This window comes from Bacillus sp. FSL H8-0534 (assembly GCF_038005885.1).
Taxonomy (GTDB): domain Bacteria; phylum Bacillota; class Bacilli; order Bacillales; family Bacillaceae_G; genus Bacillus_A; species Bacillus_A pseudomycoides.
In genome coordinates this window covers 2,689,321-2,703,823 of record NZ_JBBOUC010000001.1, presented here as the reverse complement: position 1 = coordinate 2,703,823, position 14,503 = coordinate 2,689,321, and the positions used below count along the sequence as shown (strand labels likewise).

Genomic DNA, 14,503 nt, shown 5'->3' with positions numbered 1-14,503 from the left:
GTTTCCTAATATGAATAAAAAAGCGATATAAACAATAATGGAATTCATTGACATTGTTAATGAATTTCATTATCATTAAGTTGGTAATCTGATTATTGCCAAAACGTCAGATTGAAAGTATAAAGTATACCTTTAATTGATAAAGAGAATCATTTTCTTTTCTATTATCTTATAAATAGACAAAGGGGGATAAAATGATAGGATTATAATCTGTATGAAATCAAATGATGGCGACAGAACATAATCTGCACCATGAAGAAATTATGAAAAAGAGATATTTGTTTATCATGCTTATTGTTTTATCAATTGTGTCTATTTTTATCGGTGTAAAAGAGGTTAATCTAGCAGATATTTTGCACTGGAATCAAGAAAAAATGCAAATTGTATTTATTAGTAGATTACCACGTCTAATCAGTATTATTGTTGCTGGTGTTAGCTTAAGTATAAGTGGTTTAATTATGCAGCAACTTAGCAGAAATAAATTTGTATCCCCGACAACTGCGGGGACAATGGATAGTGCAAAGCTAGGGGTTTTAGTTTCATTGATGCTATTCACGACAGCGAGCCCGCTTGAAAAAATGTTTGTTGCATTTGTCTTTGCATTAGCTGGTACATTTTTATTTATGCAAATTTTGAAGAGAATTAAGTTTAAGGATGCGATTTTTATCCCGCTTGTGGGAATTATGTTTGGGAACATTATCAGCTCTATAACGACATTCTTTGCTTATAAATACGACCTAATTCAGAACATTTCTGCATGGCTACAAGGGGATTTTTCAATGGTGATGAAAGGAAGATATGAAATTTTATATTTAAGTATCCCACTTGTCATTATCGCCTTCTTATATGCAAATCGATTTACAGTTGCTGGAATGGGTGAAGATTTTGCGGCCAACTTAGGGATGAATTACAACCGAGTGCTAAATATCGGGCTAATTATCGTTTCTTTAATCTCCGCATTAGTTGTTTTGACTGTTGGTATGATTCCATTTCTAGGGCTTATTATTCCGAATATTGTTTCTATTTATCGTGGAGATAATTTAAAGAATAGTTTACCTCATACTGCTTTACTAGGAGCGGTCTTTGTACTTGCTTGCGATATACTTGGCCGCGTCGTTATTTATCCGTACGAGATTTCTATTGGCCTTACAGTGGCAGTAATTGGAAGCGGAATCTTCCTTTATTTATTGATGAGGAGAAACGCATATGCAGCATAGAAAACAAACAAGTCATAAAAAAATGTTGGCAGTGCTTGCCATTGCATCAGTTGTAGCCATGGGGATATTTTTATTTATTAACTTAAATATGAATACATTAGATTATGCATTGCCAAGAAGAGGTAAGAAATTGTTGGCAATGGTTATAACGGGCGGAGCAATTGCGTTTTCGTCTATGATTTTTCAAACAATTAGTAACAACCGTATTTTAACACCAAGCATTATCGGTCTAGATTCACTTTATATGTTTATGCAAACATTTGTAGTGTTTGTATTCGGTTCAAAACATATCACAATGATGAATACAAATGTTAATTTTCTTGTATCAGTAAGCTTAATGGTTATTTTTTCACTGTTTCTTTATAAATTTCTCTTTAAGAGAGAAGGAAGCAATATTTATTTCTTATTGTTAATTGGATTAATATTTGGAACGTTCTTTCAAAGTTTATCCTCTTTTATGCAAGTACTCATTGATCCAAATGAGTTTCAAATTGTACAAGGGAAAATGTTTGCAAGTGTAAATAACGTGAGAACAGAGTTACTTGTAACGTCTATCATTGGGATTCTATTAGTTCTCGCTTACGTATATAAAGAACTGAAGTTATTAGATGTACTATCGCTAGGAAGAGAAGAGGCTATTAATTTAGGTGTAGATTACGATAAAGTTGTGAAAAAGCTTTTAATTGTAATTGCAATTCTAGTTTCTATTTCTACAGCGTTAGTTGGACCAATTACATTTTTAGGATTACTTGTAGTAAACGTTGCGCGTGAATGTTTACGTACATACAGGCACAAATATTTAATAGCAGGTTCTATCTTTATTAGTATTATTGCCCTAGTAGGGGGACAATTAATTGTTGAAAGGTTGTTTGAATTTAATACAACTTTAAGCGTTATTGTGAATTTTGTTGGTGGAGTATACTTCATCTATCTTCTATTAAAGGAGAGCAAGGCATGGTAGAAGTAAGAAATATATCAAAGCAATATGGAAATAACAATGTTGTTGAAGATGTTTCTATTAAAATAGAAAAAGGTAAAATCACATCTTTTATCGGACCGAATGGAGCTGGAAAAAGTACGGTTCTTTCTATGATGAGTAGGCTGTTACAAAAAGATGCTGGTGAAATCTATATAGAGGATAAAGAAATTGGCGAATGGAAGAGTAATGAGCTTGCCAAAAAAGTCTCTATTTTAAAGCAAACGAATCATATCAATTTAAGACTTACGATTCGGGAATTAGTTAGTTTTGGGAGATTTCCGTATTCACAAGGAAATCTGTCCGAAGAAGATTGGAATCATATCGAGGAAGCCATTAACTATATGGAGCTTGAAGATATTCAATATAAGTACTTAGATCAGCTTAGTGGTGGGCAGCGGCAAAGGGCATATATCGCTATGGTTATTGCTCAAAATACAGAATATATTTTGCTAGATGAGCCATTGAACAACTTAGATATGAAGCATTCCGTACAAATTATGAAAGTGCTAAGACGCTTAGTTGAAGAACTGGGTAAAACAGTTGTAATTGTAATCCATGATATTAACTTTGCTTCTTGTTACTCTGATTATATCGTTGCTTTAAAAGATGGAAAAGTAATGAAAGAGGGAGCAACAAATGAAATCATTGACCCGATTGTTTTGAAGGATATTTATGACATGGATATTCATATTGAAGAAATAGCGGGAAATAATATTTGTATTTATTTTTCATAAGAGGAAGTTATTTTGATAGTACTAGCTTGCTATCGATTTAAATAATTTTAAAAAATTTATAGAGGTGATTGAAGTGAAGAAATTAGCGATGCTACTATTAACTTTCATACTTGCTATCGTCGCGGTAGCATGTAGCAATAACGCTTCTTCTGAGAAGAAGACAGAAGCGAGTGAAAGTAAATCAAAAGAGATGACGATTAAGCACAAATTAGGAGAAACGAAAGTTAAAACTAACCCGAAAAAAGTTGTCGTATTTGACTTTGGTTCCTTAGATACATTAGATAAATTAGGTGTTGAAGTAACTGGTGTACCACAAAAGAATACACCAGAGTACCTTTCTAAATATAAAGATAAAAAGTATACAAACGTTGGTGGTTTAAAAGAGCCAGATTTTGAAAAAATTAACGAAATTGCACCAGATTTAATTATTATTTCTGCAAGACAAGCTGATTCATATAAAGAATTCTCAAAAATTGCTCCAACAATTTATGTAGAACAAGATACTAAAGATTATATGAAATCATTTAAAGACAACACAGAAATGTTAGCAAAAATCTTTGGAAAAGAAGATAAAGCGAAAAAAGAAATTGCAGCAGTTGAAAAGGATGTAAAAGCATTAAATGAAAAAGCTACGAAAAGTGACAAAAAAGGTTTAGTTATTAAAGCAAATGACGGTAAAGTAAGTGCGTATGGTCCGGAATCTCGTTTTGGTATTATCCACGATGTGTTTGGAGTAATTCCTGCGGATAAAGAGATTCAAGCATCTACTCATGGTAATAACGTGTCATTTGAATATATTCTCGAAAAGAACCCTGATTACTTATTCGTAATCGATAGCGGTGTTGTTACTGGTGGTAAATCTTCTGCGAAACAAGTAGTTGAAAATGAACTTGTTAACAAAACAAATGCTGCGAAAAATAACAATGTAATCTATTTAGATGCAAACTACTGGTACCTATCTGGTGGCGGACTTGAGTCTGTATCAGAAATGGTGAAAGAAGTATCTAAAGGCTTAAAATAATATGAAAGATAGTGGTAGGGATTTTAATGTCCTATCACTATTTTATATATATAAATCCATTTTGATTTTTCAATATATAAGTCGCTGCTCCGAAGAACAAAAAGTGACCCGCTCTCATTTTGTTTGAACTTGGCATGGGGCTAAAAGAGGACCTGACCGCTTCTATGCATGGCCGGATGGTCTCTCCCACCTAAAAAAAGGGTTTTTATCGTTTTTTCAATTTGTACTTACATATTAAGATGACAAAAACTTGTAACTTGTTATTTTAAGAGAATAAGAGTAGACTCTGAATTAGATGAATAAGAAAACACATGGGAGTTTGCGGAAGCAAACTGAGAGTACGGCTAATCTGTCGTTGACCATTTGAACCTGTTGGATAATGCCAGCGTAGGGAGAGTGTAAAAGCACATATTCAGGCACTTTGCATACGCGAAGTGTCTTTTTGTGTATCTCCCATTACTAAATTAGGAGATGAAAAGAATGAATATAAAAGAAATTGCAAAAGTAGTGGAAGTAGTAAGAGAGTCTAATCCACTTGTGCATAATATTACAAATGTTGTTGTGACAAATTTTACGGCCAATGGTTTACTTGCAGTAGGAGCATCACCAGTTATGGCGTATGCAAAAGAAGAAGTGGCTGAAATGGCTAGCATTGCAGGAGCACTTGTTTTAAATATGGGTACGCTTCGCCCTGAAGAAGTAGAAGCAATGCTAATTGCTGGAAAGTCTGCGAATACACATCATGTACCAATATTATTTGATCCAGTTGGTGCTGGAGCTACTTCTTACCGAACTGAAGTAGCAAGACATATTCCAAGTGAAGTGAAATTAGCAATGATTCGCGGGAATGCAGCGGAAATTGCTAATGTTATCAATGAAAAATGGGAAATTAAAGGTGTTGATGTTGGTGCTGGAAATGGAGATGTTGTAGGAATTGCGAAACAAGCAGCAGATGAACTAGATACAGTCGCGGTTATTACCGGAAAAGAAGATGTTGTAACAAATGGTGAGCGAACTTTTATCATTCGTAACGGCCATCCAATCTTAACGAAAGTTACAGGGACGGGATGTTTGTTAACTTCTGTAATGGGAGCATTTGCAGCGGTTGAAAAAGATTATGTGAAAGCAGCAGTTGCTGCATTAACGTTTTATGGGGTAGCAGCAGAAATCGCTGCTGCAAAAACCGTGGAGCTAGGACCGGGCAGTTTCCAAATCGAATTTTTGAATCAGCTAGCAAACATTACTGTGGATGATATTGAACAATATGGAAATATCCAAGAAGTGCAGTAAGAAAGGATGAGGGAAATGGCGCGCATTAATCAACAGCAAATGTCCAAATTATTGCAAGTGTATTTTATTATGGGTAGTAACAATTGCCAAAAGGATCCATTACGAGTAATGAAAGAAGCGCTAGATGGTGGAGTGACCCTTTTTCAATTTCGTGAAAAGGGTGAAGGAGCTTTAACTGGAAAAGAACGAGTCCATTTTGCAAAGCAGTTACAAGCACTTTGTAAAGAATATAATGTTCCATTTATTGTGAATGATGATGTAGACTTAGCAATTGAATTAGATGCAGATGGTATTCATGTTGGACAAGATGATGAAGGAATTACATTCGTTCGTGAAAAAATGGGAGATAAAATTGTTGGGGTATCTGCCCATACGATAGAAGAAGCACGCTTTGCCATTGCAAATGGGGCGGATTATTTAGGAGTAGGACCTATTTTTCCGACGAGTACGAAGAAAGATACAAAAGCGGTGCAAGGAACGAAAGGGTTGCGTCATTTTAGAGAGGCAGGGATTACAGTTCCGATTGTTGGTATTGGAGGAATTACAGTTAAAAATGCTGCTTCTGTTATAGAGGCAGGGGCTGATGGCGTTTCTGTTATTTCTGCAATTAGTTTAGCAGATTCGCCTTATGAAAGTACGTCTTTACTGACAGGTATTTTTAATGATAAAGTGAAACTTTAATTAGTGGGGGGTTCTTCATCCCATACTGATTATCATCCCTCACCAATTGGGATTTTACGGTCAGTTAATCTCCCACCTATCTTCCTCGTTTCTCTCTGAATCTTGAGGTGGGGGTCTTACTGCCCGCGAATAGCGGGATAAATAGTGAAAATTGTTGATATATGGGAAGAACCATTTCTAATCTGAAAAAATGGTTTTTTGTCGTATAAAACAAAGTGTGCGGCTCAAACTAATATGTATGAACATATATCGTTTCGGAGGGGAACATATGATTTCTTTACAAGATATTATAGCTGCTCATGAGAAAATGAAAGGCATTGTCCATATGACACCACTAGATTATTCAAGTACATTTAGTGAACTATCGCATAATGAAGTATATTTGAAACTCGAAAATTTACAAAAGACGGGTTCTTTTAAAGTACGTGGTTCTTATAATAAGATGGTTTCTCTTGATAAAGGTGAATTAGAAAATGGGGTTGTTGCAGCGTCTGCTGGAAATCATGCACAAGGAGTTGCCTATTCTAGTAATATGCTCGGTATTCCTTGTACGATTGTGATGCCAAAAGGTGCCCCGCTTAGTAAAGTGCTTGCGACTAAGCGATATGGTGCACATGTAGAGTTGCAAGGTGATGTATTTGACGATGCTTTAGCTTACGCACTTGATTTAAAAGAACAAACGGGAGCGAAGTTTGTTCACCCGTTTGATGATGAGGCTGTCATTGCTGGTCAAGGTACAGTTGGATTAGAAATTATGCAGCAGTTTGATGATATAGATGCAGTAATCTGTCCTGTTGGAGGCGGAGGTTTAATTGCAGGTATAGCGATGGCGATTAAAGAACAGAAGCCATCGGTAAAAATATATGGTGTACAAGCGCTTGCTTGTCCAGGTATGAAGCAATCCTTTGAAGAAAAGAAGGTAATTACAGTAGAATCTTCGCCGACTATGGCAGATGGAATCGCGGTAAAAAGACCAGGTGAGCTTACTTTTCAGCTTGTAGAGCGCTACGTAGATGATATTTTTTGTGTGGATGAAATGGAAATTGCACGAACGATGCTAATGCTACTTGAACGCAATAAATTATTAGTAGAGGGGTCCGGTGCTAGTTCATTAGCGGCGCTACTATATCAAAAAGTACCTGTGAAGGAAAAAAAGGTTGTGTCAGTTTTAAGTGGAGGGAATGTCGACGTAAACTTTATCACTCGTATTATTGAACATGGAATGGTTGAAGCTGGTCGATTTGTTCACATTGCGACAACAATTAAGGATAAACCAGGACATTTGCAACACTTACTTGAAATTGTGACAAATTTTGAAGCGAACGTATTACATATTCATTTAGAGAGAATTGGAACAAAGGTGTTTCCTGGGTATGCGCAGCTCCATTTATCATTAGAAACGAAAAATAAAAATCATATTGAAGAAGTGCTAAGCGCGATAGAGAAGAAAGGATATAATGTAGAGGTTATTGAATAAAGAATTTAAACAAACGTTTGATTAAATGAAAAAAGCACAAACTTTATTCAGAAAAAGTTTGTGCTTTTTATATATTAAAACATAATTGAAATTAGTAGCATCCCAATTCCAATGGAAGCAAATGTTGCGACCAGACCAGGAATCATAAAGCTATGATTTAATACATATTTACCAATACGTGTTGTTCCTGTACGGTCAAAGTTGATCGCAGCAACAATTGTTCCGTAGTTCGGAATGAAGAAATATCCGTTTACTGCAGGGAACATCGCAATAAGAAGTGCTGGTGAAATACCAAGTGATAATCCGAGTGGCACTAACGCACGTACTGTTGCTGCCTGGCTATACAGTAAAATAGATAGAATAAATAATGCAATAGCGAATAACCATGGTGCGCTTGTTACTAAGTGTTGAATCGATCCTTGAATCGTACTTAAGTTTCCGTTAAAGAATGTGTCTCCCATCCAAGCGATACCGAAGATTGCAACAACGGCTGTAGCACCAGCTTTGAAGACATTTCCAGATACAATGCTTTCTACATTTGGCTTACAGAAGATAATAATAAGAGCAGCAATTGTTAACATTACCATTTCAATTGTGTTTGGCATTGAAAGCCGAACTAATTTTCCGTCTATCATCCATCCTGGACGAAGTGCTTCGAATGAACCAAGAAGAACAACAAAAATAGTTGCAAATAAGAAGAGAACAACAGATAATTTGGCGCCCTTTGCACCGATAAATTCTTTCTTTTCTTCAAGTTTAGGAATCATTCCTTCTTTTAATCGTTTCAAGTATTCAGGGTCTTCATTTAACTCTTTACCCATTTTGCTGGCAACGAAAGCAGCTAGCATACAAGCGATGAAAGTAGAAGGAATACTTACTTTTAAAATATCTAACAATGTAATTTTATAATCAGCTAGCATTGCTAACAGGGCCACAGTTGCAGCAGAGATTGGACTTGCTGTAATTGCTTGTTGCGAAGCGATTACGGCAATTGACATCGGGCGTTCAGGTCTAATTCCTGATTCACGTGATACCTCTGCAATAACGGGAAGTACGGAATAGGCAACATGTCCAGTTCCAGCGCACAATGTAAATAAATATGTCACAATAGGTGCGAAAAATGTAATGCGCTTCGGGTTTTTACGAAGTGCTTTTTCTGCAAGATGAACAAGGTAATCCATTCCACCTGCAGCTTGTAAGGCACCTGCAGCTGTAATGACTGCTAAAATCATCAGCATAACGTCAATAGGAGGAGCTGTAGGTTGTAAATGGAATACGAATACAAGTATTGCCATACCAACGCCACCCATTACCCCTAGTCCAACTCCACCAAGGCGTGCACCGATAAAAATGCAGAGTAATAAGGTAAGAAATTGTAGCCAAAACATGATAAACTACCTCCAAAATTTATATGGTAAGATATTTTTGAATAATTTAATTTGAATGATAATTATTAAATTATTCAAATAAAGACCTGTTAAATCAACCTTTTTATTATATAACACATAAAATGTAACATTCACTATATTTTGTGACATTATTTTGGAAAAACAATTACTTTAATTTAATATATAAATAAGAAATAATGGACGTATAGTGAATGTGTTGCAAAGAAAAAAGCAGAAACGAATTCATCTGTTTCTGCTTTTTTCTTATGAAATAGACTTATTTTAGAGATTCTTTAATTTGTGTGAAAATATTAATAGCAAAAATGATAATAGCAAGAACAACAAGAATACTTCCACCAGCAACAAAAGGTATAGCTGCATGGTAGCCATAAATCTCAAGAGCAAGTGCAATCATTATAATCGGTAGTCCGATATGTAAGAGCCAAAAATGCCATTTACCAAGTTTTGAGGCACCAGCTTCTTTGAAAATATAGTATAAAATATATGAACAATAGATTATGAGCGGTATCATATTATGAAAAAATGTAGATTTGTTTGTTTGAAAAAATAAATCATGCTACAATGAAAACGAATTAAGACCGGGGAGCCAATTGGCTGAGAGGATGTAAGTAAGCATCGACCCTCAACCTGATCTGGATAATGCCAGCGTAGGGAGTTACTTAAAGTGATGTAAGCAGATGTTATTGTATAATAACTTGCATACAAGGCTTTCCTACGTATTTTGTAGGAAAGCCTTTTCTTTTTACAGAACATATTTTGCAAGGGGGATTTTCGGATGTCACAACAAGTTACAATTTCATTTTCAGTCGTACCACAAGCAAAAACGAAAGATGTGTATGCCGTTGTTGATAAAGCAATTGAAGTCGTACAACAATCGGGTGTTCGTTATGAAGTAGGTGCGATGGAAACAACACTAGAAGGAGAATTAGACGTGCTTCTTGATGTCATTAAGCGTGCACAACAAGCTTGTGTTGATGCTGGAGCAGAAGAGGTTATTACTTCTATTAAAATTCATTATCGTCCAAGTACAGGTGTAACGATTGATGAGAAAGTTTGGAAGTACCGTGATGAATATGAAAAACCAGAAACGATCTAACATAACAATTACAATGATTTGGCTAATCCTTCTCATTTCTATATGGGAAGGATCTGTTTCATTATTTCGAATTGAACCGTGGATTTTACCCAAGCCTTCTACTATTGTACAGGAACTCATTGGAATGAAAGATTTATTGTTGCCAAATACAATGCAAACACTACAAGAAGTTATCATCGGATTATTCTTTGCGATTTTACTTGGAACGAGTATTGCAATTATTATGGATGTGATTCCGTTATTTCGTGTGTTAATTAATCCGTTACTCGTTATTTCACAAACCATTCCGATTGTCGTACTAGCCCCTCTATTTATTATTTGGTTTGGATATGGAATGCTCCCAAAGGTGATGGTCGTTATTCTTGTTTGTTTCTTTCCAATTGCTCTTAGTATTTTAGAAGGTTTTCAAACAGTAGATAAAAACATGCTCAAGTTGCTGCAAACAATGCGTGCGACAAAATGGCAAATCTATCAGAAGGTAAAATTCCCTGCCGTGCTTCCATATTTTTTCTCTGGATTAAAAATTGCGGTTACATATAGCGTGATGGGAGCAATTATCGGGGAGTGGCTTGGTGCGAGCGAGGGATTAGGTGTTATGCTTACTCGTGCAACAAAATCCTTTTTAACAGCTCGTGTATTTGGTATTGCAGCAATTATTGTCATGGTGACATTGCTCTTGTATTTTATCGTAGAATTTATGGCAAGACTAACAGCACCATGGATATACAGAAAGGACGACAGAAAATGAAAAAAGGCTTAAAAGTGATGCTAGCTGCAATACTTGCAGCTGGTGTTGTTGGCTGTAATGCGGCGAAGAAAGAAGAGAGCGCAGATAAAGAAAAGAAAGTAAAAGTTGTTTTAGACTGGTTCCCGAATACAAACCATACTGGTTTATATGTAGCAAAGACGAAAGACTACTATAAAAAACAAGGTTTAGACGTAGAAATCATTCAGCCGGGTGATAACGTATCGGCAGAGCAAATGATTGCATCAGGAAAAGCTGATTTCGGTGTAAGTTATCAAGAAAACGTAACATCAGCTCGTGTTGAAGGAATACCGGTTGTTTCAATTGGAGCAATTATTCAACATAATACATCTGCATTTGCATCACTGAAAAAAGATAATATTACCTCTCCGAAAGGGTTTGAAGGTAAGCGCTACGGCGGTTGGGGTGCACCAGCAGAAGAAGCGACGTTAAAAACAATTATGGATAAGCATCAAGCTGATTTTAGTAAAGTAGAAAAGGTTGTTCTTGGACAAACAGATTTCTTTAAATCAATTGGCCGCGATGCAGACTTTGAATGGATTTATTATGGCTGGGATGGCATTGAAGCAAAACGACAAGGAAAAGAATTAAATACGATCATGGTAAAAGATTTAGATCCAGCGTTAGATTTCTATAGTCCTGTCATTATTACAAGTGAAAAGCATACAAAGCAAGATAAAGATTTTGTGAAAAAATTCATGAACGCAACGGCAGAAGGATATAACTTTGCAATTAAAGAGCCAAAAGAAGCGGCTGATATTTTAATTAAAAATGTACCGGACATTAATAAAGAGTTAGTACAAGAGAGCCAAAAATGGTTAAGTACGAAGTATCAAGACGATGCGAAAGCGTGGGGAGTACAGAAGGAAGAAGTTTGGACGAATTATATGAATTTCTTACACGATAACAAAGTTATTAAAAAGAAAATTGATGTAAAAGATGCCTTTACAAACGAGTTCCTTCCAAGTGAAAAATGAACGGATTACAAATAAAAGATGTTGTGAAAGCATTTGATGGGAAAAATGTACTAGAAAAGATTAGTGCTTCTATACAAGAAGGTGAGTTTGTCTCGTTTGTAGGCCCAAGTGGTTGCGGAAAAAGTACGTTATTAAATCTGATTGCGAGTGTTGAAGAGGCAACTAGTGGTGAGGTAATCTATAACGATACCCTTGTTCAAAAACAGGATAGTGTAAGTTATATGCCGCAACAAGATTTGTTGCTCCCGTGGCGTTCAGCACTACAAAATATTGTTCTTCCATTAGAAATTGATGGGAAGCCAAAGAAAGAGAGACTTACAGAAGGAATGGAAGCCTTGCAACAATTTGGTCTAGCTGAATACGCAAATCATTATCCAGATGCATTATCCGGTGGTATGCGTCAGCGTATTAGTTTCCTTCGTACCTATTTATGCGAAAAGCCGATTATGCTGCTTGATGAACCCTTTGGTAAGTTAGATGCATTTACAAAAATGGAAGTGCATCGTTGGCTTTTAGATTCATGGCATCAAGAGAAGCAAACAATCGTGATGGTAACCCATGACTTAGATGAAGCGATTCTATTATCTGATCGTGTATTCATTATGTCACAAAGGCCAGCTACGATTGTAGGTGAAGTAAAGGTTAACTTACCACGTCCTCGAACGATGGAAATGTTAACATCTCTTGAGTTAAAAGAAGATAAGGCCGAGATTTTAGGGATATTGTCTCCTTATATGCGGAAGTAATGAAAGTTTCTTAACAGTTTTTGTGACTGTTAAGAAGCTTTTTGTTTTAGAGGGAGGAACAATGGGTTAAATGATTGAACAAAGAGTGGATTTACTCATTTTAGATTTTACAAGTCTGTATGCAATGGAGAAAATGTCCAAAGAAATTTTTAAAGAAAAAGAGGAACCAAAAGATTCATAACGAATAAAATATAAGAGCATGGTGCATGCTTATTATAAGACAATAATGATTTATAAAGGAGTGAAAGGATAAGATGACTTTATCAACTGTTCTTCAAATGGTTTTAGCTTGATATGGGAGAAGTCTGCCCATTTTTAAAGTTTAAGCCAAATTGAAGACAGCAGGTAAAGAACCTTAATCCTTTTTTACGATAGTAATGTGTAATGGGTAAGGTGTGTTCACCTTACCCATTTTTCATATATACAATTAAATAAGATCTTTATTTTGCAGTTCTCCCTATTTGGCTTGTTAGTTATAAAGAAAAGGAGAGAACAAAAATGAGCGTATTAACAGTAGAAAATCTTACACATACGTATGGAGATAAAACCATTTTATATAATGCTTGTTTTCGATTATTACAAGGTGAACATGCGGGGCTTGTCGGAAGTAATGGTGCAGGAAAGTCAACATTGCTTCGGCTTTTAATAGGAGAAGTTTTGCCTGATGGGGGAATGATTGAATGGTTTCCGCATGTAAAGGCGGGGTTTTTAGAGCAGCATATTGATTTACAAGAAGGAACAACAATTGAGGAATATTTACAAAGTGCATTTTCTCATTTGTATGCGATTGAACGTGAAATGATAGTCATTGCTGAAAAGATGGCAAAGGAAACAGACTTAGATAAGTTATTAGTACACTATGGGGAATTACAAAATATACTAGAGGGTTCAGATTTTTATCAAGTTCATACGAAAATAGAAGAAGTAGCAGCTGGTTTAGGATTGTTAGACTTAGGGATGAAAAAAGATGTTTCAAAATTAAGTGGTGGCCAGCGTACAAAGTTATTACTTGGGAAGCTTCTTTTAGAGAAGCCACATGTTTTACTATTAGATGAACCAACAAACTATTTAGATACAGTTCATATAGATTGGCTAAGGGCGTATTTACAAGCGTATGAGCATGCCTATATTGTTGTGTCACATGATGAATCATTTTTAAACAATATTACGAATGTTATTTATCATTTAGAAGGGCAAACAATAAAGCGCTATACGGGGAATTATGAAAGATTTTTAGAAAGTTATCGCTTGCAGAAGCAGCAATTGCAAGTGGCTTATACGAGACAACAAAAGGAAATTGCAAATTTAGAGAGTTTTATTCAAAAAAATAAAATTCGAAAAGCAAAGCAGGCAAAAAGCCGTGAAAAGGTATTGGAGAAAATGAAAAAAATTGGAAAACATAACGATGTACCACGGTCGCGTTTTCATTTTCAGATTCACACTGAGCCTGTGAGCCGCATATTACAAGCACAGCAAATTCAAATTGGTTACGTGGAACCATTGTTTCCATCCCTTAATTTACAAGTGAAAAGGGGCGAAAAGATTGCAATTGTTGGTCATAATGGAATTGGAAAAACAACAATGCTAAAAACGTTGTTAGGACAATTAGAACCATTAAGCGGGAGAGTTCATATTGGAGAGCGGGTACAACCTGCATATTTTGCTCAAGAAGAATTTAGGGTAGAAGTTACACCACTTGAGCAAGTATGGTCAGGGCGTCCGGATATGACGCAAAAAGAAATTCGGCAATCCCTAGCAAGATGTGGTTTGAAGGCCGATCACATTCGGCAATCTCTATGCTCTTTAAGTGGTGGAGAACAAACGAAGGTACGTTTATGTGAACTTATGTTAATGCGGAGTAATGTTTTAATTCTAGATGAGCCGACGAATCATTTAGATGTACAGGCGAAAGAGGCATTGAGAGAAGCTTTAGAACACTATCAAGGGACAATTTTACTCGTTTCTCATGAACCTTCTTTTTATGAATCTTGGGTGACGAGAGTTTGGAATCTGGAGGAAATGAACGTTACTAAAAAATAAGAGAGCCGTTTATTTAGGAGTGTAATGGGCAAGGCATAAAATATTTTAGTATAAATAATATGAAAGCAGC

The 14,503-nt window shown here is 35.8% G+C and carries 14 protein-coding genes and 2 riboswitches; of the genes, 12 read left to right on the top strand and 2 right to left on the bottom strand.

The features are described 5' to 3' along the window. Positions 1 to 263: 263 nt before the first annotated feature. From MHH71_RS13865 to ilvA, 7 genes are all read left to right on the top strand, one after another. Positions 264 to 1,217: an ABC transporter permease gene (locus MHH71_RS13865; RefSeq protein ID WP_033799601.1), complete on the top strand. Its 954-nt coding sequence runs from the start codon at positions 264 to 266 to the stop codon at positions 1,215 to 1,217. A gap of 58 nt (positions 1,218 to 1,275) precedes the next feature. Further along, positions 1,276 to 2,178: an iron chelate uptake ABC transporter family permease subunit gene (locus tag MHH71_RS13860; RefSeq protein WP_371393780.1), complete on the top strand. Its 903-nt coding sequence runs from the start codon at positions 1,276 to 1,278 to the stop codon at positions 2,176 to 2,178. Next, on the top strand, positions 2,172 to 2,930 hold the full coding sequence (locus MHH71_RS13855) for an iron ABC transporter ATP-binding protein (protein WP_033798598.1): 759 nt from the start codon (positions 2,172 to 2,174) through the stop codon (positions 2,928 to 2,930). The genes MHH71_RS13860 and MHH71_RS13855 overlap by 7 nt, the downstream gene beginning before the upstream one ends. Before the next feature lie 73 nt (positions 2,931 to 3,003). Next, positions 3,004 to 3,951 carry a siderophore ABC transporter substrate-binding protein gene (locus MHH71_RS13850; protein ID WP_033798597.1) on the top strand — a complete coding sequence of 316 codons (948 nt, stop codon included), beginning with the start codon at positions 3,004 to 3,006 and terminating at the stop codon, positions 3,949 to 3,951. 301 nt (positions 3,952 to 4,252) lie between these two features. After that, positions 4,253 to 4,362: riboswitch (TPP riboswitch) on the top strand. 60 nt (positions 4,363 to 4,422) lie between these two features. Beyond that, positions 4,423 to 5,241 (top strand): hydroxyethylthiazole kinase, encoded by an 819-nt coding sequence (gene thiM / locus MHH71_RS13845; RefSeq protein WP_006093430.1) that lies wholly within the window; start codon positions 4,423 to 4,425, stop codon positions 5,239 to 5,241. Between the two features lie 6 nt (positions 5,242 to 5,247). Then, positions 5,248 to 5,922 carry a thiamine phosphate synthase gene (gene thiE, locus MHH71_RS13840; protein WP_006093429.1) on the top strand — a complete coding sequence of 225 codons (675 nt, stop codon included), beginning with the start codon at positions 5,248 to 5,250 and terminating at the stop codon, positions 5,920 to 5,922. A 268-nt stretch (positions 5,923 to 6,190) separates the two neighbouring features. Further along, the gene (gene ilvA, locus MHH71_RS13835) at positions 6,191 to 7,399 is read left to right on the top strand and encodes a threonine ammonia-lyase (RefSeq protein WP_033798595.1); all 1,209 of its coding nucleotides are present in this window, start codon (positions 6,191 to 6,193) and stop codon (positions 7,397 to 7,399) included. 74 nt (positions 7,400 to 7,473) lie between these two features. On the opposite strand, the gene MHH71_RS13830 is transcribed toward ilvA, so the two are convergent. Further along, positions 7,474 to 8,787 (bottom strand): anaerobic C4-dicarboxylate transporter family protein, encoded by a 1,314-nt coding sequence (locus tag MHH71_RS13830; RefSeq protein WP_006093427.1) that lies wholly within the window; start codon positions 8,785 to 8,787, stop codon positions 7,474 to 7,476. A 277-nt stretch (positions 8,788 to 9,064) separates the two neighbouring features. Further along, the gene (locus MHH71_RS13825) at positions 9,065 to 9,202 is read right to left on the bottom strand and encodes a hypothetical protein (protein ID WP_006093426.1); all 138 of its coding nucleotides are present in this window, start codon (positions 9,200 to 9,202) and stop codon (positions 9,065 to 9,067) included. Between the two features lie 175 nt (positions 9,203 to 9,377). Continuing rightward, positions 9,378 to 9,479, top strand: a riboswitch (TPP riboswitch). A 104-nt stretch (positions 9,480 to 9,583) separates the two neighbouring features. Here MHH71_RS13825 and MHH71_RS13820 point away from each other — a divergent pair. The 5 genes from MHH71_RS13820 to MHH71_RS13800 all read left to right on the top strand — a co-directional run bounded on the left by MHH71_RS13820 (position 9,584) and on the right by MHH71_RS13800 (position 14,433). Beyond that, on the top strand, positions 9,584 to 9,904 hold the full coding sequence (locus MHH71_RS13820; protein ID WP_006093425.1) for an MTH1187 family thiamine-binding protein: 321 nt from the start codon (positions 9,584 to 9,586) through the stop codon (positions 9,902 to 9,904). After that, entirely contained in the window at positions 9,876 to 10,652 is a 777-nt protein-coding gene (locus MHH71_RS13815) for an ABC transporter permease (protein WP_033798594.1), read from the top strand. Before MHH71_RS13820 ends, MHH71_RS13815 begins: the two co-directional genes overlap by 29 nt. After that, positions 10,649 to 11,647, top strand: coding sequence for an ABC transporter substrate-binding protein (locus MHH71_RS13810; RefSeq protein ID WP_033798593.1), 999 nt, complete (start codon positions 10,649 to 10,651; stop codon positions 11,645 to 11,647). Before MHH71_RS13815 ends, MHH71_RS13810 begins: the two co-directional genes overlap by 4 nt. Then, the gene (locus MHH71_RS13805) at positions 11,644 to 12,393 is read left to right on the top strand and encodes an ABC transporter ATP-binding protein (protein ID WP_033798592.1); all 750 of its coding nucleotides are present in this window, start codon (positions 11,644 to 11,646) and stop codon (positions 12,391 to 12,393) included. The genes MHH71_RS13810 and MHH71_RS13805 overlap by 4 nt, the downstream gene beginning before the upstream one ends. A gap of 498 nt (positions 12,394 to 12,891) precedes the next feature. After that, positions 12,892 to 14,433, top strand: a complete 1,542-nt coding sequence (locus tag MHH71_RS13800; protein ID WP_006093421.1) for an ABC-F family ATP-binding cassette domain-containing protein — start codon at positions 12,892 to 12,894, stop codon at positions 14,431 to 14,433. Positions 14,434 to 14,503: the final 70 nt, after the last annotated feature.

What these genes read in the sequence shown, in the direction of transcription:
- MHH71_RS13865 (WP_033799601.1), top strand. Translation starts at nt 264, where the DNA reads ATGAAAAAGAGATATTTGTTTATCATGCTTATTGTTTTATCAATTGTG.
- MHH71_RS13860 (WP_371393780.1), top strand. Translation starts at nt 1,276, where the DNA reads ATGGGGATATTTTTATTTATTAACTTAAATATGAATACATTAGATTAT.
- MHH71_RS13855 (WP_033798598.1), top strand. Translation starts at nt 2,172, where the DNA reads ATGGTAGAAGTAAGAAATATATCAAAGCAATATGGAAATAACAATGTT.
- thiM (WP_006093430.1), top strand. Translation starts at nt 4,423, where the DNA reads ATGAAAAGAATGAATATAAAAGAAATTGCAAAAGTAGTGGAAGTAGTA.
- thiE (WP_006093429.1), top strand. Translation starts at nt 5,248, where the DNA reads ATGAGGGAAATGGCGCGCATTAATCAACAGCAAATGTCCAAATTATTG.
- ilvA (WP_033798595.1), top strand. Translation starts at nt 6,191, where the DNA reads ATGATTTCTTTACAAGATATTATAGCTGCTCATGAGAAAATGAAAGGC.
- MHH71_RS13830 (WP_006093427.1), bottom strand. Translation starts at nt 8,787, where the DNA reads ATGTTTTGGCTACAATTTCTTACCTTATTACTCTGCATTTTTATCGGT.
- MHH71_RS13825 (WP_006093426.1), bottom strand. Translation starts at nt 9,202, where the DNA reads ATGATTGCACTTGCTCTTGAGATTTATGGCTACCATGCAGCTATACCT.
- MHH71_RS13820 (WP_006093425.1), top strand. Translation starts at nt 9,584, where the DNA reads ATGTCACAACAAGTTACAATTTCATTTTCAGTCGTACCACAAGCAAAA.
- MHH71_RS13815 (WP_033798594.1), top strand. Translation starts at nt 9,876, where the DNA reads ATGAATATGAAAAACCAGAAACGATCTAACATAACAATTACAATGATT.
- MHH71_RS13810 (WP_033798593.1), top strand. Translation starts at nt 10,649, where the DNA reads ATGAAAAAAGGCTTAAAAGTGATGCTAGCTGCAATACTTGCAGCTGGT.
- MHH71_RS13805 (WP_033798592.1), top strand. Translation starts at nt 11,644, where the DNA reads ATGAACGGATTACAAATAAAAGATGTTGTGAAAGCATTTGATGGGAAA.
- MHH71_RS13800 (WP_006093421.1), top strand. Translation starts at nt 12,892, where the DNA reads ATGAGCGTATTAACAGTAGAAAATCTTACACATACGTATGGAGATAAA.